The sequence below is a fragment of the Paenibacillus sp. lzh-N1 genome (assembly GCF_002872435.1).
GTDB classification, from domain to species: domain Bacteria; phylum Bacillota; class Bacilli; order Paenibacillales; family Paenibacillaceae; genus Paenibacillus; species Paenibacillus polymyxa_C.
The window spans coordinates 2,190,922-2,210,913 of record NZ_CP025696.1 but is presented as its reverse complement, the minus strand read 5'-3'; the positions used below and the strand labels follow the sequence as shown (position 1 = coordinate 2,210,913).

At 47.3% G+C, this 19,992-nt stretch carries 21 protein-coding genes and 1 riboswitch; all 21 genes read right to left on the bottom strand.

Going from position 1 to position 19,992, the window contains the following annotated elements; translation table 11 throughout:
- Positions 1 to 67: 67 nt before the first annotated feature.
- The 21 genes from atpD to C0638_RS09975 all read right to left on the bottom strand — a co-directional run bounded on the left by atpD (position 68) and on the right by C0638_RS09975 (position 19,990).
- Positions 68 to 1,468, bottom strand: coding sequence for a F0F1 ATP synthase subunit beta (gene atpD, locus C0638_RS10075; protein WP_013373432.1), 1,401 nt, complete (start codon positions 1,466 to 1,468; stop codon positions 68 to 70).
- Between the two features lie 122 nt (positions 1,469 to 1,590).
- Positions 1,591 to 2,457, bottom strand: a complete 867-nt coding sequence (atpG, locus tag C0638_RS10070) for an ATP synthase F1 subunit gamma (RefSeq protein ID WP_013373433.1) — start codon at positions 2,455 to 2,457, stop codon at positions 1,591 to 1,593.
- Positions 2,458 to 2,633: 176 nt separating this feature from the next.
- Positions 2,634 to 4,148, bottom strand: coding sequence for a F0F1 ATP synthase subunit alpha (gene atpA, locus C0638_RS10065; RefSeq protein WP_013373434.1), 1,515 nt, complete (start codon positions 4,146 to 4,148; stop codon positions 2,634 to 2,636).
- A gap of 19 nt (positions 4,149 to 4,167) precedes the next feature.
- Positions 4,168 to 4,713: a F0F1 ATP synthase subunit delta gene (locus tag C0638_RS10060; RefSeq protein ID WP_013373435.1), complete on the bottom strand. Its 546-nt coding sequence runs from the start codon at positions 4,711 to 4,713 to the stop codon at positions 4,168 to 4,170.
- The gene (gene atpF, locus C0638_RS10055) at positions 4,710 to 5,198 is read right to left on the bottom strand and encodes a F0F1 ATP synthase subunit B (RefSeq protein WP_040102703.1); all 489 of its coding nucleotides are present in this window, start codon (positions 5,196 to 5,198) and stop codon (positions 4,710 to 4,712) included. The genes C0638_RS10060 and atpF overlap by 4 nt, the downstream gene beginning before the upstream one ends.
- 109 nt (positions 5,199 to 5,307) lie before the next feature.
- A complete protein-coding gene (gene atpE, locus C0638_RS10050; RefSeq protein WP_007432750.1) occupies positions 5,308 to 5,532 on the bottom strand; it encodes a F0F1 ATP synthase subunit C in 225 nt (74 codons plus the stop codon).
- Positions 5,533 to 5,637: 105 nt separating this feature from the next.
- On the bottom strand, positions 5,638 to 6,462 hold the full coding sequence (gene atpB / locus C0638_RS10045) for a F0F1 ATP synthase subunit A (protein ID WP_040102702.1): 825 nt from the start codon (positions 6,460 to 6,462) through the stop codon (positions 5,638 to 5,640).
- Between the two features lie 29 nt (positions 6,463 to 6,491).
- Positions 6,492 to 6,872: an ATP synthase subunit I gene (locus tag C0638_RS10040; protein WP_013312329.1), complete on the bottom strand. Its 381-nt coding sequence runs from the start codon at positions 6,870 to 6,872 to the stop codon at positions 6,492 to 6,494.
- A complete protein-coding gene (locus C0638_RS10035) occupies positions 6,865 to 7,128 on the bottom strand; it encodes an AtpZ/AtpI family protein (protein ID WP_016822882.1) in 264 nt (87 codons plus the stop codon). Before C0638_RS10035 ends, C0638_RS10040 begins: the two co-directional genes overlap by 8 nt.
- A gap of 167 nt (positions 7,129 to 7,295) precedes the next feature.
- A complete protein-coding gene (gene wecB / locus C0638_RS10030) occupies positions 7,296 to 8,462 on the bottom strand; it encodes a non-hydrolyzing UDP-N-acetylglucosamine 2-epimerase (protein WP_058711480.1) in 1,167 nt (388 codons plus the stop codon).
- Between the two features lie 111 nt (positions 8,463 to 8,573).
- Positions 8,574 to 9,203: a uracil phosphoribosyltransferase gene (upp, locus tag C0638_RS10025; protein ID WP_013312332.1), complete on the bottom strand. Its 630-nt coding sequence runs from the start codon at positions 9,201 to 9,203 to the stop codon at positions 8,574 to 8,576.
- Between the two features lie 350 nt (positions 9,204 to 9,553).
- Entirely contained in the window at positions 9,554 to 10,819 is a 1,266-nt protein-coding gene (locus tag C0638_RS10020; RefSeq protein ID WP_058711479.1) for an ABC transporter substrate-binding protein, read from the bottom strand.
- 15 nt (positions 10,820 to 10,834) lie between these two features.
- Complete coding sequence (locus C0638_RS10015) at positions 10,835 to 11,671, bottom strand: carbohydrate ABC transporter permease (protein ID WP_013373443.1); 837 nt, start codon at positions 11,669 to 11,671, stop codon at positions 10,835 to 10,837.
- Complete coding sequence (locus C0638_RS10010) at positions 11,671 to 12,579, bottom strand: carbohydrate ABC transporter permease (RefSeq protein ID WP_439097947.1); 909 nt, start codon at positions 12,577 to 12,579, stop codon at positions 11,671 to 11,673. The genes C0638_RS10015 and C0638_RS10010 overlap by 1 nt, the downstream gene beginning before the upstream one ends.
- Before the next feature lie 148 nt (positions 12,580 to 12,727).
- Positions 12,728 to 13,978: a serine hydroxymethyltransferase gene (gene glyA / locus C0638_RS10005; protein ID WP_016324828.1), complete on the bottom strand. Its 1,251-nt coding sequence runs from the start codon at positions 13,976 to 13,978 to the stop codon at positions 12,728 to 12,730.
- A 121-nt stretch (positions 13,979 to 14,099) separates the two neighbouring features.
- On the bottom strand, positions 14,100 to 14,687 hold the full coding sequence (locus C0638_RS10000) for a TIGR01440 family protein (protein WP_058711477.1): 588 nt from the start codon (positions 14,685 to 14,687) through the stop codon (positions 14,100 to 14,102).
- A 206-nt stretch (positions 14,688 to 14,893) separates the two neighbouring features.
- Positions 14,894 to 14,975, bottom strand: a riboswitch (ZMP/ZTP riboswitch).
- Positions 14,976 to 15,053: 78 nt separating this feature from the next.
- On the bottom strand, positions 15,054 to 15,638 hold the full coding sequence (locus tag C0638_RS09995) for a low molecular weight protein arginine phosphatase (protein WP_013373448.1): 585 nt from the start codon (positions 15,636 to 15,638) through the stop codon (positions 15,054 to 15,056).
- A gap of 83 nt (positions 15,639 to 15,721) precedes the next feature.
- On the bottom strand, positions 15,722 to 16,282 hold the full coding sequence (locus C0638_RS09990) for a manganese efflux pump MntP (protein WP_058711476.1): 561 nt from the start codon (positions 16,280 to 16,282) through the stop codon (positions 15,722 to 15,724).
- Between the two features lie 143 nt (positions 16,283 to 16,425).
- Positions 16,426 to 17,709 (bottom strand): L-threonylcarbamoyladenylate synthase, encoded by a 1,284-nt coding sequence (locus C0638_RS09985; RefSeq protein ID WP_058711475.1) that lies wholly within the window; start codon positions 17,707 to 17,709, stop codon positions 16,426 to 16,428.
- A 180-nt stretch (positions 17,710 to 17,889) separates the two neighbouring features.
- Positions 17,890 to 18,582, bottom strand: coding sequence for a stage II sporulation protein R (gene spoIIR, locus C0638_RS09980; RefSeq protein ID WP_058711474.1), 693 nt, complete (start codon positions 18,580 to 18,582; stop codon positions 17,890 to 17,892).
- Between the two features lie 214 nt (positions 18,583 to 18,796).
- The gene (locus C0638_RS09975; protein ID WP_040102696.1) at positions 18,797 to 19,990 is read right to left on the bottom strand and encodes an FtsW/RodA/SpoVE family cell cycle protein; all 1,194 of its coding nucleotides are present in this window, start codon (positions 19,988 to 19,990) and stop codon (positions 18,797 to 18,799) included.
- Positions 19,991 to 19,992: the final 2 nt, after the last annotated feature.

Below are 19,992 nucleotides of genomic sequence, written 5' to 3'. Positions count from 1 at the left end.
AATCCCTCCTGGAAGCTGTCCACAGACAGCTCACTTCGTAAGGCTCGGCTATTCTCTGCCTGTATGTTTACAACGTTTTAGCTTTTTCAACTGCTTCTTCAATGGCTCCTACAAAAAGGAAGGCCGCTTCTGGAAGGTTGTCATGCTTGCCTTCCAAAATTTCTTTGAAGCTACGCACCGTTTCTTTAACCGGTACATATTTACCCGGGAAGCCGTTAAATGCCTCAGCAACGTGGAAAGGTTGTGAAAGGAAACGCTGGATTTTACGGGCACGTGCTACCAGCATTTTATCTTCTTCACTCAACTCGTCCATACCCAGGATCGCAATAATATCCTGAAGCTCATTGTAGCGGGCCAAAATTTGTTTTACCCCTTGCGCTACATTGTAATGCTCTTCACCCACAACGTCTGGAGACAAAATACGGGAGCTCGATGCGAGTGGATCGACCGCCGGGTAAATACCCATTTCGGAAATTTTACGTTCCAGATTCGTTGTAGCATCCAAGTGAGCGAACGTTGTAGCAGGAGCCGGGTCAGTATAGTCATCCGCAGGCACGTAGATCGCCTGAATGGAAGTAACGGAACCTTTTTTAGTAGAAGTGATCCGTTCTTGCAATTGACCCATCTCAGTTGCCAGCGTAGGCTGGTAACCTACTGCAGAAGGCATACGTCCCAACAGGGCAGAAACCTCAGAGCCTGCTTGGGTAAAGCGGAAAATGTTATCAATAAAGAGCAACACATCACGGCCTTCTTGGTCACGGAAATATTCCGCCATCGTTAGACCTGTGAGGGCAACACGCAAACGTGCACCTGGGGGCTCGTTCATTTGTCCGAACACCATCGCTGTTTTGTTGATAACGCCGGAATCTCTCATTTCATGGTACAAGTCATTTCCTTCACGTGTGCGTTCACCAACACCCGCAAATACAGAAATACCACCATGCTCCTGAGCGATATTGTTAATCAGTTCTTGAATGGTTACGGTTTTACCTACACCAGCACCACCAAACAATCCGACTTTACCGCCCTTGGCATAAGGAGCCAGCAAGTCGATAACTTTAATACCAGTTTCGAGCATCTCTGCCTGAGTTGTCAGTTCTTCGAAAGAAGGCGCTTGACGGTGAATCGGATTTCTAGCCGCTTCACTCATATCAGCACCATTGTCAATTGGCGTTCCAAGCACGTTAAATACACGTCCAAGAGTAGCTTCGCCGACAGGTACAGAGATAGGCGCTCCCAGATCTATTGCTTCAGCTCCACGAACCAAACCATCTGTGGAAGACATGGCAATACAACGCACACGGTTGTCACCTAGATGTTTTGAAGCTTCGAGCGTCAGATCAATTTTGACTCCGCTCTCCAGCACAGTCCCAATATGAATAGCATTCAGAATTTCCGGAAGCTGTCCACGTTCAAACTCAACGTCGACAACCGGACCCATGATGCTCACTACGCGTCCTTTGTTCATCTTTTGGTTTCCCTCCTACAAGCTTGCACAGCCGCAAATCTGAACCATTCTGATTTGTTTTGCGCCCGCAGTTTATCATAATAGTGTAGACCCTGTTATCAAATAGTCGCAAGCCAGTCGTATTAAGACTGAGCGTTAGCCCCTGCGACAATTTCCGTAATTTCCTGGGTAATAGCCGCTTGACGAGCACGGTTATAGGTCAAGGAAAGCTCTCCAATCAACTTGGTAGCATTCTTCGTAGCAGCTCCCATCGCCGTCATTTTCGCTCCCAGTTCACTTGCTTTACCATCCAGTAAAGCGCCGTAAATGAGCGTTTCCGCATAACGGGGCAGCAATACTTCCAGCACTCCCTCTGGTGAAGGTTCATACTCATAATTAATTGAGGATGAAGCGGTAGCTGAATCCGGTGTTGCCATCGGCAACAACCGATCAACTGTTGGAATTTGAGTCAATGCGTTAACAAAGCGGTTATAGCATAGATAAAGCTCATCAAATTCTTTAAGTTCAAAGCCTTGTACGGCTTTGCTAGCAATCGTTTTGATATCTGAAAATGCAGGTGTATCTGATAGATCTGTTACCGATTCTGCAATAGGGAATTCACGACGTCTGAAATAATCCCGTCCTTTTCGCCCAATGATGAAAATCACGAATTCATCCTGTGAACGGTGACGTTCAGCAATCGTCTGCGTAACCTGTCGCAGAATATTAGCGTTATAACCACCAGCCAGACCACGATCAGATGTAATGATGAGATAAGCCGTCTTTTTAACCGGACGACTCTCCAGCATTGGATGCTTGATGTTATTCGCTCCAGAGGCAATACTACTCACAACTTCTTTGAGCTTTTCCGAGTAAGGTCGAGCCGACTCTGCTTTCTCTTGAGCTCTTCTCAGTTTGGAGGCAGCGACCATTTCCATCGCTTTCGTAATCTGCTTCGAACTCTGCACACTTTTAATCTGACGTTTAATGTCGCGCATACCTTTTGCCATGATTTCACCACCTTCAAGCTTTGGCCAAACCAAAGCTAACTTCATAAGATTAAAATCCAGCCGCACATATGTTAAAGGGCCTGTTATTGAGAGTAAAACATGCCAAGGAAGCCACAACCCAGAGGGTACGCTTCCTTAGGACATCTTTCATCATAAACAGGCAAATTCCAATATAATTAAACCGACGTGGCGAATGATTTTTTGAATTTCTCGATAGCTGCCTTCAAAGCTGCTTCATTATCAGCAACCAAGTCTTTCGTGTCGCGGATAGATTGAAGCACATCCTGATGATCGGACTCCATGAAAGACAGGAAGTCTTTTTCAAAACGTTTTACATCCGATACAGGGATATCATCGAGGAAGCCTTTTACAGCAGTATACAAGCTCACTACTTGTTGCTCTACAGCAAGCGGTTGGTTAACACCTTGTTTCAAAATTTCCATCATACGTGCACCGCGATCGAGACGGGCCTTAGTGGATTTATCTAAATCGGACCCGAATTGGGAGAACGCTTGAAGCTCGCGATATTGAGCAAGATCCAGACGCAGGGAACCTGCAACCTTTTTCATCGCTTTAATCTGAGCGGAGCCACCTACACGAGATACGGAAATACCTACGTTGATCGCCGGACGTTGCCCTGCATAGAACAAGTCAGCTTCCAGGAAGATCTGTCCATCCGTGATGGAGATAACGTTAGTTGGAATATATGCAGAAACGTCGGAAGCCTGTGTCTCGATGAATGGCAATGCGGTAAGTGATCCGCCACCCAACTCATCATTCAGCTTCGCTGCACGTTCCAGCAAGCGAGAGTGCAGGTAGAAAACGTCACCCGGATATGCTTCACGACCCGGTGGACGGCGCAGCAACAGGGAAAGTTCCCGGTAAGCAGACGCTTGTTTAGTCAAGTCATCATAAACAACGAGGACGTGCTCGCCTTTGTACATAAAGTACTCACCCATGGCACAGCCAGAGTAAGGAGCAATGTACAGCAATGGTGATGGTTCGGAAGCAGATGCCGTAACGACAATCGTGTATTCCAGCGCACCATGACGACGCAATGTTTCAACAACTTGAGCAACCGTGGATTGTTTTTGACCAATAGCAACATAAATACATTTCATGCCGTTGCCTTTTTGGTTCAAAATAGCATCGATTGCGATAGAAGTTTTACCTGTTTGACGGTCACCGATAATCAACTCACGTTGACCACGACCAATCGGTACCATCGCATCAATAGCTTTAATTCCTGTCTGCATAGGCTCATGTACCGATTTACGGGCCATAACGCCTGGAGCCTGACTTTCAACCGGACGGAATTCTGTTGTAGCAATCGGTCCTTTACCGTCTACTGGTTGCCCCAGCGGGTTAACTACACGCCCGATCATTGCTTCGCCTACAGGGACTTGCATGATCTGGCCTGTACGTTTTACTTGACCACCTTCACGAATGTCGGAGAATTGACCCAAAATAACAACACCGACATTGCTTTCTTCCACGTTGAGCGCCAAGCCCAATACGCCAGTGTCGAATTCGACCAATTCACCGGCCATAACTTTTTCCAGTCCGTAGACGCGGGCAATACCGTCGCCGACTTCAACAACAGTGCCGACTTCAACGACCTCGATATCATTTTTATATTGTTCAATCTGACTTTTAATCAATGAACTGATTTCCTCAGGTTTGATACTCAAGTGTGTTCACCCCTATCTTCTATACTCGTCTGTTAAAGGATTTCTCGAGACGATCCAGCTTGCCGGCCAGACTGCCGTCGTACAGTGTATCGCCGATAACCACTTTCAATCCGCCCAGCAGACTCGGGTCCACTATATTTTCCACACGGATTGTTTTATGTTCACGGGTTCCGAATTCCTCGGCTACCGCTGTTTTTTCCTGCTCACTTAAAGCATAAGTCGAATACACCTTAGCATGGGCAATTCCCAGCTTGTATTCCTGAATATCGAGATATCCGGCCAAGAGAGATTCGAACAAATCTGCTCTACTGCGCTGAATCAGCAGCTTAATCGTGTTAATCAGCGACGCAGACAACTTGCCTTCAAAATTGCTAGCCAGAACCTGAAGCTTGACTGCTTCCGTAATGTTAGGAGAATTAATGAATTTACGGATTTCAGCATCCCCCGATACAGCTTCTACAAAAGCACGTAGCTCCTGTTCGGTTTCCATAATGGTTTGCTCCTGCTCTGCTACTTCATACAAAGCTTTCGCATACCGTTTGGCAACTACCGTATCTCGGCTCATGCTTTGCCTCCTACCTCTTTAAGGTATTGGTCGACAAGCTCTCCCTGGACTTGGTCTTCCTTGATTTCCTTTTGAATCAGTTTGGAAGCAATTTGTACCGAAGCTTTACCCACTTCGCTGCGCAGTTCAGCAACTGCCTTATTACGCTCGCTTGTGATTTCACGAACAGCTTCGTCTTTCAGGCGGACAGCTTCGTCTTTAGCCTGAGTAATAATTTGCTCCGCTTGCTTGTTACCTGTTTGTTTTGACTGCTCTATAATATCGTAGGCTTCCTTACGCGCCTGCTGGAGAGCCTGCTTTTGCTCCTCAACATAAGCAGTAGCCTGTTCACGCGTTTGTGCCGCCTCATTCATTTGCTGTAACACGAGTTGACGCCGCTTTTCCATAACGGAAAAGAGAGGGCCAAATGCATAGCGCGTCAGTAACCAGTACAAGATCAAAAATGCAATGATAGTGAAAACGATACTTGTCCAATTTAAACTCAATTGAAGTCACTCCTTTCCGGTGAACGTCGGTTCTGGATCTTTCATATTCAAACGAACAAAGAAGGCGCGGATGGCTGTGCCTTCCCCGCCAAACCTTGCTTCCATTCAATTAAGCACCTGCGTAGAAAATGAATGCCAGAACGACCCCGATGATTGGCAGGGCTTCGACCAGACCTACACCGATAAACATTACCGTTTGCAATGTTGCTTTAGCTTCAGGCTGACGAGCAATACCTTCAACTGTTTTACTTACGATCAGACCGTTACCAATACCTGCGCCCAAAGCGCCCAAACCTACTGCGATTGCAGCTGCGATATATGCCCAAACTCCCATTTTAAAAAATCCTCCTTAGTGATGTGTATTTGTATTGTACATGTATTTGCAGTTAAGCGCGAAGCGTACTCCTGAACTTAACTAAAAACCGGAAAACGTGCTTGTCTAATGCTCTTCTTCATGCGTGTCAATGGACTGTGAAATATATACAAACGTTAGAATCGTAAAGACGAACGCTTGGATACTGCCGACAAAAATACTGAATCCCTGCCAGACCACGAGTCCCAATACGGAAGCAACCATACCTCCCACGCCAAGGGCTGTCATTTTCAGCAGAACACTAATCAAAACTTCGCCGGCAAAAATATTACCGAATAGACGCATGCCGTGTGTCAATAGTTTTGAGAACTGCTCAATTAAGTTAATTGGCAAAAAGAACGGAAATGGCTGAACGTAATGCTTGAAGTAAGCTTTGGTATTACGGAAGATCCCCAGGAAATGAACTAGGACAAAGATCATCAATGCCAGTCCAATGGATACCCCTGCATCTGCGGTAGGTGATTTCCACCAGCTGATACCTACATGGGCAGCTTCGCCCGGGTGAGACGCCTGTGCTTGTTCCAGTGCTTCTTTGACTGGAATGATTTCATGTCCAAATACTTGGGCACTTTGCACATTATCGAATTCAGTCACAATACCGAACGGTAAACCCAGCATATTGCCCACGAAAATGAACATGATCAGCGTCATTCCCAAAGCGAGGAATGGCTTCCCTTTTTTCAAATCCATCGTGCTGGAAATCAGTCCTTGAACGAATTCTACGACCCATTCCATAAAATTTTGCAACTTGCTCGGATTGTCCACAGACAAATTGCGCGTTGCAGCAAATGCCAGTCCAAATACAATCGCGCAGGTCACAACCAGCATAATAATGACGGACAAGTCAATGTTAAACCCGCCCAATTGGATAATCGGTGATTCATGCAACATGTTTTCTCACCCCTTTCTCAGTTGAGCTATCATTTTTCCTGAAGCGCGAATATGATGCCTATAATTAACAGAAGAAATTGTCCGGTCACCAAGCTTGCCATTACAGCGATCTCATGGAAATAGGCCGGGAATTCTATAGCCAGCACCACTGCCAAAATTGAGGTCCCTAATCGAACGCCAAAGCCAATACCAAACACTCTCTTCTTTCTTTCACCGGCGGCCGCACTCGCAACCTGTCGAATCTTGTAGGCCATATACAGCACATTTAGACAGCTTACTCCCGTTCCCAGAATGATTCCGTGAGCAATGTCACGATGTTGGGGCATGAAGGCGGAGACCAGGAAACACAGAGCCATAATACCAAGCGCTACGATCCATAACATTTTTTGCATACGGGTCATCTCATTCATGGTTATCCCTCAATACCTTTCCGATCACAAGGGCAATACTTAATGCGCCTACAACCAAGCCTGCGAGAACGCTTACGCCAATCCAAATTCCGGAGCCACCAAGTTTGGTATCAAGCCATTTTCCGGCATAGAAACCACCCAGTGTGCATATCGTCAAATCAATGCCGATCGCGCTCACCAGTCCTATAGCCTTAAAGGCATTTCCGGTGTTGTTTCGGTTGTTGTTTTGCTTGGAAGGTTTGACCACTTTTCTCATGTCACCCCTGCAATTCCAGTCCATTTTACTTAAATATAAGATGCTTTGTCAATTGAGATATTTTAGCGCCCTAAAGTATAAAAATCAGTCGACAAAGCATCTAAAAATGCTGTATCCCTTGGTAACCGTACAGTTTAACTGTATGCTTACCTTGTAAAGATTAATGATTACGAACGAACGCCTTTTGTGAACATTGTGTGAAATTCTTCAGGACGTTCTGTTTGAACACCATAATGGTGCAAAATCGCATTGACAATTCTTACAGATGCCTGTCCATCACCGTAAGGATTCGCTGCCTGACTCATAGACTCATACAACGCGGAATCTGTCAAAAGAGCCTTGGTCCGACTGTACACGTTCTCTTCACTTGTACCCACCAGTTCCAAGGTACCCGCTTCAATCCCTTCCGGTCTTTCGGTCGTATCACGCAGCACCAGCACAGGTACTCCGAACGAAGGCGCTTCTTCCTGAAGACCACCGGAATCCGTAAGAATCAGATGCGTGTGCGGATAAAAATTGTGCAGATCCACTACATCCAGCGGATCAATCAGCTTAATACGCGGATGGTTGCCCAAAATTTCAAATGCAGGTTCCTTCACGGCCGGGCTCGGATGAACCGGGTAAACAATAGCAATATCCTCAAACTCGTCTGCGATCCGCTTAACCGCGTTAAAAATCTGACGGTGCGGTTCCCCTTGGGACTCCCGACGATGTGCTGTCATGAGAATTAGGCGTTTGCCCTGAGCCCAGTCCAGTACAGGGTGCTCGTAGTCCTGGCGAACTGTATACTGAAACACATCCGTAACTGTATTGCCTGTTACATATATTCGCGATTCAGGCTTATTTTCCTTCCGCAAATTTCCAGCTGACAAAGAAGTAGGCGAGAAATGCAGGTCGGACAGCACACCTGTGAGCTGACGATTCATTTCCTCAGGATATGGAGAAAGCTTGTTCCATGTCCGCAAACCTGCTTCCACATGCCCTACTTCAATTTGCTGCATAAAGGCTGCATAGCTAGCCAGGAAAGTCGTCAGCGTATCGCCGTGAACCAACACAATATCAGGCTTCGCCTCACGCAATACGGGCTCCAGACCTTGAAGTACACGTATGGAAATTTCATTGAGTGTCTGGCGATCCTTCATTACATCCAGATCATAGTCAGGGTGAATATTAAAAACTTCCAGAACCTGATCAAGCATCTGGCGATGTTGAGCTGTAACGCATACCACGGACTCGATATGCTCCGGATGGCGCTGAAGCTCCAAAATGAGAGGAGCCATCTTAATCGCTTCCGGACGCACACCGAAAATTGTCATTACTTTGATTTTAGACATTTTCTGTTGAACCCCTTTTCATAATAAACATCTGCTTCCCAGATCATTCCGTTCTTCAGATAGATGATCTGTCTTAGCGTCCATAGATTGTGCCAAACCGCTAAAAGCAGTCTACTTGGTTCCGTACAAGCGGTCTCCTGCATCTCCAAGACCCGGAATGATGTAGCCATGATCATCCAAACGCTCGTCCAGTGCAGCGACATAAATGTCTACATCAGGATGTGCATCCTGCACAGCTTTCACTCCTTCAGGAGCGGCAATCAGATTCATCATTTTAATTTGAGTACAGCCTCTCTTTTTCAACACATCAATCGCTGCGATCGCCGACCCGCCCGTTGCAAGCATTGGATCAATTACGATCAATTCACGTTCAGTTACATCCGTAGGCAGCTTCGTATAATATTCTACAGGTTGCAATGTCTCAGGATCACGGAACAACCCCACATGTCCTACTTTTGCTGCCGGCAAAAGCTTTACGACACCATCCAGCATACCCAAGCCTGCACGCAAAATTGGGATAAGGCCCAGCATACGACCGGAAATCACTTTACCTTCAGTTTCAGCAACTGGAGTCTGCACTGTAATGCTCTCCAGCGGAATATCCCGTGTAATTTCATAAGCCATCAAGGTTGCTACTTCATCAACCAGCTCACGGAAATCTTTCGTGTTGGTCCGCACATCGCGGATAAATGTAAGTTTGTGTTGGATCAAAGGGTGATCGCAAACCACCAGTTTTGCCATAATATATTCCCTCCGGTATTATCGTCACGTTCTTCCGCACCAGCATATCGAACATCCTGATTCGAAAGGATCTATGTAACCTATTTGTACAAACCAAATAAGCACAGATGCAATGCGTGCCTGTAAATCCTGTTTATTATAACATTCCCTTGGTTGATTTAACACCTGCCACCGCAACCTTTTGTCAAGGGAAAGATATGACAAGTAAAATGCTTGGCAAGGCCCATTTACGTGTGACTTTTGTCATATAAAATCATATCAAAAAGGCTTTGACGGCCCTTGACCGTCAAAGCCTACCAGCTCTAAACTTTCTGCCTGAGATATAGCCTCTGCCACCCCATGCAATTTCTTTATCTATACTTCAGATTGTCCCACGCTCCCTGAAATTGCTGAAGCATTTCGTCCTTCGTAATAACCCCTGCAATATAGGCTTGTATACTACTGCTTAAATCCTGATTCAGTCCCTTCGGGAAGCGCTGGAAGTTCCAGCTCCATATCTTGCCTTCCTTCACGTGCCGAGATATTTCCGCACCCAAATCACCTGTGGTCTCGTCACTGGACGTGATACTTTTGAAGGCAGGAACGAACTTAAACTCCTTGGTGATATAATGTTTGCCTGTTTCTGATGTAACCAGCCAATTGAGAAATTCCTTTGCCTCCTGCTTCACAGGAGAATTTTTATTGACCACCCAGTTTGAGGCCACTCCCACAGCCAGTTTGTCTCCGGTAGAGGAATCATTGTCTATGGGGCTTGGAAGAATACCCAAATTCAAGTTAGGATTAATTCCATCTATTTGCGGCTGCGTCCAGTTCCCCTGATGCATCATAGCGGCCTTGCCTGTCGAAAACAGTGTCACTTGTGTGTTGTAGTCCGTTGTGAGCGGATTGGGGTTTCCATATTTTAAAGTCAGGTCAAGCAACTTCACCCACTGATCGAACACGGGATTACCAGGGATGCGAGCAGTTCCTTTGTTTAAATCCGCAACGTAACTCTCCGGGTTCGACTGTCTGGCAAAGGGGATATTGATAAAGTGATTTCCCAGAACCCACCACTCTGCATAGCCGTTAGCAAAAGGGATAATCCCTGCTGCTTTCAGTCGCTTGGCTGCTTCCTCCAATTCATCTAACGTCTGAGGTAGTTTGGTTATACCCGCTTTTTTGAACAAATCCTTGTTGTAGACAAAACCGAATCCCTCCAGGTTCATAGGCTGTCCATAAATCTTACCGTTAACCGTCATCGGCTTACGGGCGAAATCGTCCAAGTCCTTTACCCATGGCTGATCCGACAAATCCTCCAGATACTCAAACCACGTATCGCGATCTTGGTAACCCTCATTTGTGAAAATGTCCGGCTGATCGCCTGATGCGAACTTAGCCTTCAACGAAGCACCGTAATCTGTACCCCCACCGACAGATTGGATATCCAGCTTGATGCCAGGGTGCGTTTTTTCATATTCAGCCTTCAGCTTGTTCAACGGTTCCGAAATCTCCACTTTGAATTGATAAATGTGTATCGTTTTGATCCCACTCTGTTGAGCCTTCGTATTACCACAACCTGCAAGCATACATGTAAGCAGCAACATCAGGGAGATGACAAGCAGCACTGTCTTTTTCATCCGATATCCCTCCCATCAGCCTTTAACCGCTCCGGCCGCAATGCCGGAAACGATGTATTTTTGCATCACCAGAAAAAACACAACGATTGGCGTGATTCCAAGTACCAGTGCGGGCAACGCCAAGTCCCATTGCTTGGTATATTGACCAAACAGCATATAGGTCGCAATCGGAATCGTACGCAGCTCAGGATCATTCAAAATGAGCGAAGGCAGCAAGTAATCATTCCAGATCCATAACGTATTCAAAATAAGTACGGTCACGAACATAGGGAGCAACAGTGGACAAACGATGCGAAAAAACACCCCGTAACGAGAGGACCCGTCCACTCTCGCCGCCTGCTCAACCTCAATAGGTACCGTTTTAATAAAGCCATGAAACAGAAAAACTGATAAAGGCGCTCCAAAACCCAGATAGCACAAAATTAGTCCTGGTATGCTGTTGTTCAGACTCAATACGTTGGACACTTCCATAAGCGGCAGCATAATCGATTGAAAAGGTACGACCATCGCAGCCACAAGCAGTCCGAACAGGAACCGATTAAAAAGAGTGTCATGCCGAACCATTTGGTAGGCGGCCATCGAGCTGATCAGCAGCAAAAGCGCATTGCTGACGATGGTGACGATCAGTGAATTCCCCAGTGCTGTGGGAAAGTTTATTTTATTCCAGGCGTTAGCATAGTTTTCAAAACGGAAGGTTGTCGGCCACGAAGCGGAATGGGCCAAAATGTCTCCAAAAGATTTAACGGAGTTCACGAGCAAAAAATAGAACGGAACTAGAAAGATCAACCCAACCACAATAAGCAATATTTCAGCTACCCATGTGCTTAAACGATAGTTTGATGTTTTTTCCATTACATTTCGACCTCCTTTTTCTTCGTGAGACGCACCTGAATGCTGGTAATGATCGCAACGACCACGAAGAAAATCATAGCCTTGGCAGTTCCCAATCCAAGCCGATTATTTGTAAACGCTTCATTATATATGTCCAACGCTACAGACTCAGTCGCCTTGAATGGCCCACCCTTTGTTAAAGCCAAATTCAACTCAAATACTTTAAAGGACCAGGATATCGCTAGGAACAAGCAGACGGTCACTGCTGGCATAATAAGCGGCACCACGATATGACGCAAAATCTGTCTTCGGCTCGCACCGTCAATTTGGGCCGATTCAATAAGGGCGTGCGGAACATTATTTAGAGAGGATATGTAAATAACCATGAGATAACCTGCGTATTGCCAAACAAACACAATGACAGTTCCCCAAAAAGCAGTAGGCCCATCACCCAACCACGGTAGTTTGAAAAAAGATAGCCCTGTCGCCTCTCCCACCGCCGAAAAACCGCGTACAAATATAAATTGCCAGATGAAGCCGAGCAGTAAGCCGCCGATCATATTAGGCATAAAAAATACAGTTCGCAGTGCATTGCGGGTACGCAATGGCTTTGTAAGCGCATAGGCCAGGAAAAAGCCCACCAGATTAGTTAGAATGACACCACATACGGTAAAACGGACCGTAAACCAAAATGCATTACGGAAATCTGGATCATCTTTAAAAATATGAACGTAATTCCCTAGCCCGAGCCATCGGACATGTTCAGATACACCATCCCAGTTCGTCATGGAATAATACAGCCCAAACAGGAACGGAATGACCATAATTAAGACGAAAAACAACGCCATCGGTCCCACAAATACGAGCTGCTGCAATAATTGCGCGGATTTTCTTTGGCTCAATGCAATCACTCCTTTGTCGTAGATCATGAAGGAAAACGCGCATAATCCTTACTGTAATCGCTTATTACCCAAAAATGTAAGTTTCGAGTCGTCTGGACACAAAAAAGGCTGTTCCCCCTCCGCTAACGAAAGGAAAACAGCCTTATCATATAAGATTAAAAGGAATGACGATGAATTAGTATTGGGTTCCTGGATAGATTGGGAACTTGTCTGTTAACTCGCCAACTGCTTGGCTTGCTTTGGACAATACAGTATCATCTTTTGGATTTTTAAGAGTATCAGCAATGATTTTACCGATTTTAACCATAGCCTCTTCATCCATACCACGAGAAGTTGCAGCAGGTGTACCAATACGGATCCCGCTAGTAACAAACGGACTCGTTGGGTCAAAAGGAATGGCGTTTTTGTTGACCGTGATACCCACGGAATCCAATACATGCTCCGCTTCTTTACCTGTGATATTCAAATTGCGTGTGTCCAACAGCATCAGGTGATTATCCGTACCACCAGATACAATGTTAATCCCCTCTGCCAGCAGTGTTTCAGCCAGCACCTGTGCGTTGCGAACTACGTTTTGCGCATAGGTTTTGAATGATGGCTGGAGCGCTTCACCCAAAGCAACTGCTTTGGATGCGATCACGTGCATCAGTGGTCCTCCTTGAGTACCAGGGAAGATAGCTTTATCAATCGCTTGCGCCCACGCTTTGCGAGTCAGAATTAGACCCCCACGCGGACCACGTAGCGTTTTGTGTGTCGTTGTTGTCACAAATTGGGCATGAGGAACTGGACTAGGGTGAATCCCTGCTGCCACGAGACCTGCGATATGTGCCATATCCACCATGAACAAAGCACCTACATCATTAGCAATGGAAGCAAAAGCTTCAAAATCAATAGTACGCGGATATGCACTTGCACCAGCTACGATCAAACGTGGGCGGTGCTTGAAGGCTGCTTTGCGCACTTCATCGTAGTCGATACGGAAGTTGTCTTCACGTACACCGTAAGCAGCAAAGTTATACAACAAACCGGAGGCATTAACCGGGCTTCCGTGTGTTAAGTGGCCGCCATGTGCCAGATTCATACCCAGTACAGTATCTCCAGGTTGAAGAGCTGCCAGATATACAGCCATGTTAGCTTGTGCTCCAGAGTGAGGCTGCACGTTCGCATGCTCGGCGCCAAATAATTCTTTCGCGCGGTCACGTGCAATATCTTCGACGATATCTACATGCTCACAGCCACCATAGTAGCGTTTGTTCGGATAACCTTCAGCATATTTATTGGTAAGCACGGAGCCCATGGCTTCCATTACTGCTTCACTGACGATATTCTCGGATGCGATCAGCTCGATATTGTGGCGTTGCCGTTTTAGTTCAAGCCCCATTGCTTCCATCACTGCCGGGTCACTTTTACGCAGATGTTCCATCATGATTGATTACTCCCTCTCCATGGTCAAATTGTTGGGTATACAAGCATATGCCTGTTCCTCTGTTGGGTACCTCATCATTAATGCAAAAAAGATCAGTACTAACATGCCGACATGACAAATGCTAATCGCAGTTTCCGCCGGCTTCTTGTTCCAGACTGTACACTGCCCGTTGTCCGCCAATAAGTGGAGGACGAGTGAACGCAGCTGTCACACGTGCTTCACCAATCCAGCGAAGGCTTGGGCGAAACGGAACGGCAATTGGGCGCAGATGCATGCCAATCAGCGTTTCGCCGATGTCTATCCCGGCATGAGCCTGCACGTTCGCCGCCAGACATGCATCATCCATAGAGCGATAGGCAACGGTAGCCATAGAGCCTCCTGCTGTACGAATAGGAACAGCCGCAACCTCCATCAGTCCTAATCGCTCCAGTAGAGAACGCTCAACGACCAGTGCTCGGTTCAAGTGCTCACAGCATTGAAACGCCACATCAAAGCCATACTCTCTGCGAACGGATTCTACTCCAGACAGCACTTGCTGAGCCACATCGAGCGCTCCTGCTGTGCCGATCCGACTTCCAGCCACTTCACTCGTGCTTGCGCCAATAACCAGCAGGCGACCAGCTTTGAGACTGGCCGCTTCTGCAATTTCCCGCACGACAGAAGCGGTCTGTGCTTCGAGTGAAATCTCATGATCCAATTGTTCTACCATTGGAACCTCCTTTGGTTGAACAGCCTCTCAGAGACTAGGCACGGTTTCATGCCCAAGTTCAACACACTCTCTCCTGATCACAATCTGACTATATTATAGCCGATGTTTCAGATTTCGAGCAGAAAAAATGGAAGAACAAGAAGGCAGCAGAAGATCTGCTGTAGCTTGTATACGAAAAAAGAGCAGTCCACACCTATGTGGAATTGCTCTTTTGCCCAGGCGACCGGCCGTATATCCGATGCTCCATCGTGGTTGATCCCACTTTTGTCGCCAGTTACACCGGATTCTCATTTTTCCACCTTATCTTAACGGATTAACCGTCGAAAATCAACAGATTCCGTACAAAATAGAGGAACGGTACCGATTTTATTCGGAAGAACCTTTTAGCTTGTCCAACAATTTATGCAAAGCCGTACGGATTTCTGCCGCTGTGACATCGTAGTCCTCACGCGAACCACCAAATGGATCTGAGATATCGAAGCCCGGAATCCGTTGGTGTAATTCAATCATTCGTTCACGCTCCTGCGTCGATAGCTCTTGTCCGAGTGAAGCCATCAACTGCTGTGAAGCATACAAGCCATCTAACTCCTGTACGTCATTCAGCACTGCGTCCCGGTCCTCCACATATTCCTTCAGCGTAAATACTTTGCCTGCCGTTTGGGGGAACCGCTGTACGACATGCTGTTTATGTCCTTGTGTCAAGGTTAAGATCAGATGTGCCCACTCGGCAAGCCCGTCGCTTAAAGGAGTTGAAGTGATCTGATCGGATATATCGTGATCACGCAGAACCGCCTCTGCATGTCGGGATATCGGCGTGCCGTCCATCGCAGCTACTCCAGCGGAACGCACGTCCAGTTCCAGACCATGCTCAGCAGCCAGCTTACGCAGCATTCCCTCAGCCATTGGACTGCGACAGGTGTTCCCTGTGCATACAAATAAAATATTCTTCAACGTCTTCACCCCCCGTATGTTGAAAATATATAAACAGAGGATTACTCAAATCCTGTATTTATTTTACACTGTCTACGTTAAAATCAAAACATAAACATAAAGCCGAATGCCAGCAAAATAGCACCGCCCACCGCTTCTCCATAATCCCCAAGATTACGGCTGACCTTGCGCCCCAGTAACAGCCCCAGCATCGCCATCGCTCCCCCGCAAAAACCAAAGGCCAGAACAGTCAGCACCAGGTCACTCTGGAACATTCCCAGTGACACTCCCACAGAAAATGAGTCAATGCTCACCCCAAGCGCAAACAGCAAAAGACCCAAAGGCGACCGATGATCCAATACGTGTACGCCGTCCCCCTTGAAGGAATTATATACCATATGCCCGCCCAAAAGGATGAGTAATCCCCCTGCGAAGTAGGTCGTCACATGGCCTAATAAAGAACTCATATAATGGCCTGTGAACATTCCCAGCAATGGCATCAGGATGTGAAAAAAACCAATCACAATGCTGATGCGCAGCACGTCTCGCAGGCGTATCCCCTTCATACCGATCCCTACGCCCAGCGATAGCGCATCCATCCCTAGCGCTACCGCCATGATCAGAATCGTTACAACCTGCCCAGCATCGGCAGAGGCTGCCAGCATACTCCATCCCTCCATTATCCGTCTGTTCTTGTACACGTTATGCGGACAAGGGGCAAATCAGTACAAGCAGGCACTGAAAATACCCAAAACAGAGATAAGGAGAGAGGAGAAATTAAAATAAGAGACTCAATTGTTTACAGAAGCTACAGACGGATGATTCGATGACCTGCCGCTTTAAGCAGTCGATTCATGACGGCGTCTCCCAATCCTTTCGGCGGACAGGCTTCCGCCAAAATGTAGGTGACGCCGTCCTCATCGCAGCGGCGCAGTACGCTGTATAGGCGCTGCGCCGCCTCATGAAGCGCGTCCAGCTTGCCCAGCGTGTAGACTCGTTCTCCGGCGTAGCTGGCGGCATGGTCGTCGAACGCGAGCACCGCCGTGCGCTCCCCGCGCGCGGTAGCCTCCGCCAACGCGGTGCGAATCCAGCCCGTCACTTCACCAGACGACGGGCCTTGTACCACACTCAAGCGCCCTCGTGGCGCATAGTGCGTATACTTCATGCCCGGCGAGCGTGGCGCCAGGCTATCGGCGTCCTGCCCGTGTGTGTCAGCCAGCGCCGGGTCCAGTACGACAGAGCGAGCAACCGTAGCGAGCTGTTCAGCAGTCACACCGCCTGGGCGCAAAATGGTGACGGTTCCGTCGTCACCGACTTGTACTACTGTGGACTCCAGTCCCACCCCCGTGGGGCCTCCGTCCAAAATGCCGCCGATGCGGCCCTCCAGGTCCTCCAGCACATGCTGTGCTAGAGTCGGGCTGGGTCTTCCCGAGCGGTTGGCGCTTGGTGCAGCCAGCGGGCAACCAGCTTCCGTGATCAAGCGCAGCGCGATCGGATGATCCGGCATGCGCACACCGACCGTGTCCAAGCCTGCGGTCACACGCGATGACAGTGCCTGCGGCACTACCGGCAATACGATGGTCAGCGGTCCTGGCCAAAATGTATTCATCAGCGCTCGGACTGTATCGTTTATTTCCGCTACCATGCCTTTTAATTGAGCAGCATCGGAAATATGTACAATGAGCGGATTATCGGACGGACGCCCTTTAGCAGCGAATACCGCCTCTACCGCTTTAGTGCTGCGCGCATCAGCCCCCAGTCCGTACACGGTTTCCGTAGGAAAGGCTACCGTCTCTCCAGCCTGGAGAAGTACGGCGGCCTCCCGTATGCCCTTTTCCGCAGTGATTAGAGCCTGTCCAGCTGAAAGCTCGTCAGGATCATCCCCGTCTGTGTTGTTCACAGAACCAACGGAAGCCGCTTTTTCCACCTCAAAAGACAAGGTAGCAGGTATAGTCGTGTCCTCATCAGAAACCAGACATCTTACATCCCACCAGTGTGTATGCGAAGGCTGTAATGCCTGCTCCTGCTCTGCTATCTCTTTTTTCACAAAACCTGCGTGCAAGTCATTCATTTGATTCACCTTATCGCTCATATCAGATCATCCCATATCTTATTGTCATACAGGCCATTTCATTGCCCTGATCCCCAAAAACCCACTTTAACAAATCAGATCAATTTGGCTCTGCTATCTGTATATCTATCGTAAGTTCCATTATAACATATGGGGAAACTTACACTCGTTGTTCTCTTTTCCATAGCTCTGGCGAGACGTTTAGGCAAACAAACCACTCACCCAGCTCCACAGACCCGTAAGGGCATCCCACAGGAAAAAACGTACTTCCGGCTCTTTGTCAGCAGCATTCGTTCGATTGTCTTCTTGACTCGTTTTTGCCGATACAGTTTGTGCTGTTGCTTCACCACTGCCTGCATCAATAAAGCACAACGGCGGGAACAGCACACACCACCAATTTTGTCCTTTTCCTTGCCCCAGTGTAACCCGAAGTGCCTCATAATTCCCTGCCGGGTAGACAAGACCACCGTACATTTTCGTCGGAAAAGGTACACTTGCCAGTTCCACCTGATGATCATACGCTATACCGCGTCGAGCTAGTTCCGAACCTACCAAGCGATCAATTTCAGGCAAATGTGCATCAATCAACACTCTGGCTTGATTTAGGCTTTGTGGATTGTCCAGCTCACCCACCCACGCATTCATCTGCTGCACAATGGCATCCCGTATTTCGCGCTTAACCAACTGATCCTCTGGACGATCCGAATTAGCCAAAATGCGCAGTCGGATGGAATCGTGCGGAATTACCTTCAACCCTGTGGCGGCCACTCCAGACGCTAAAGTCCCTCTTGCTCCCGTGGTCATCGCAGCATCCGTTTTTTGACCTTCCCAAGACATCATTAATATCGATATACAAAAGAGTATCATTGCAGTTTGCTTCATCCAACTTCTCATTTTCGTCCCCCCAAACCCAAACTCTATCATGTCTATCAGTCTGTCCGGTTTGGGAGAGTCTAAACCTATGAATCTCGTAAAAATTCAGGTCTATTGCAAGCTTGATCGTCACCTAGGAATATAAAAAAGCCCAGATTTCACAATCTGGACTCTTTTGTCGCACCGTTTCAACTCGCACAAATAACCATCAATATTTAGTCACAATCCACCTATACTAGGCTTTTTTCGCCTTCGTCAAGCTTACTCTGGAAGGCTGTGGCAGGTCATCCTCTAACTCCTGGCCATGCACCTTAATACTCATAACCAAGCCAATACTAGCCATGTTAATAAGCAACGAGGTACCGCCATAGCTTATGAATGGAAGCGTAATCCCCGTAAGTGGCATAATGCCCAAAAACGCACCAATGTTCTCAAAAATCTGATACAGCAACATGGACACAATCCCGACAATTATATACGGGCCAGCTCGATCCCGACATTCCAGCGAAATCAGGATCATTCGGTGAATCAAAATAAAATATAGCAATAGTAGCATTGAAGAGCCTACAAACCCAAACTCCTCTGCTACAACTACAAAAATAGAATCCGCATACGTATAGGGAACACGCCCGGACTGTACCGAGGTTCCTTGCAAAAAGCCCTTGCCCATCATCCCGCCAGAAGCTATGGCCAGTTTGGCATTTTTCGTATGATAAGATGCCTTCGCGGTTGCTTCTTCCGGTACCAGCCAAGGGTCCAAACGCTCTACCCAGTGACTACGGCCAATACCTTTCATAAAGGAATCAATCTCATCGTGAAACGAGATATACGCTTTGATCCCTCCACCAACGGCGACTGCAAATACGATAAATCCGATTAGCGCATGGGATGCCTTCACATTACCAATCCATAGCATACCAATGACGATGACAATGTAACCGAGCGCATTACCCAAGTCATTTTGTGCCATGACCATGGCAAACGGGACAAAGCTCACCAGAGCAACTGGAAGAACATCTTGAATAAAATACAGCTTGCTCTTGCGCTTTTTAATCAGCATATACGCCAAAAAAATGATAAGAACCAGCTTGAATACCTCGGCAGGCTGAAGATTTAAGCCACCAATTTTCAAAAAGCCTTGAGAGTTATTAACCGTCCCGCCAAAAAAGCCAAGAATCAACAGGAATATCCCGCCTCCATATACATACAAGGCTTTTTTAATGAATATCCGAAAATCGACTATCGCTAAACCCAAGATCGCTACAAAGCCCAATATATAATACCCGATCATCTTCTGGTAGTCGTTGCCGTGCTCTGCCAAGTTCGTAGGACCCCTACCAGCACTGTATACCGTTATGATACTAATCGCCATGAGCAAAACCAGAATAAAAATAACCGGACCATCAATTTTTTTCAATTTCTGAAGCATGA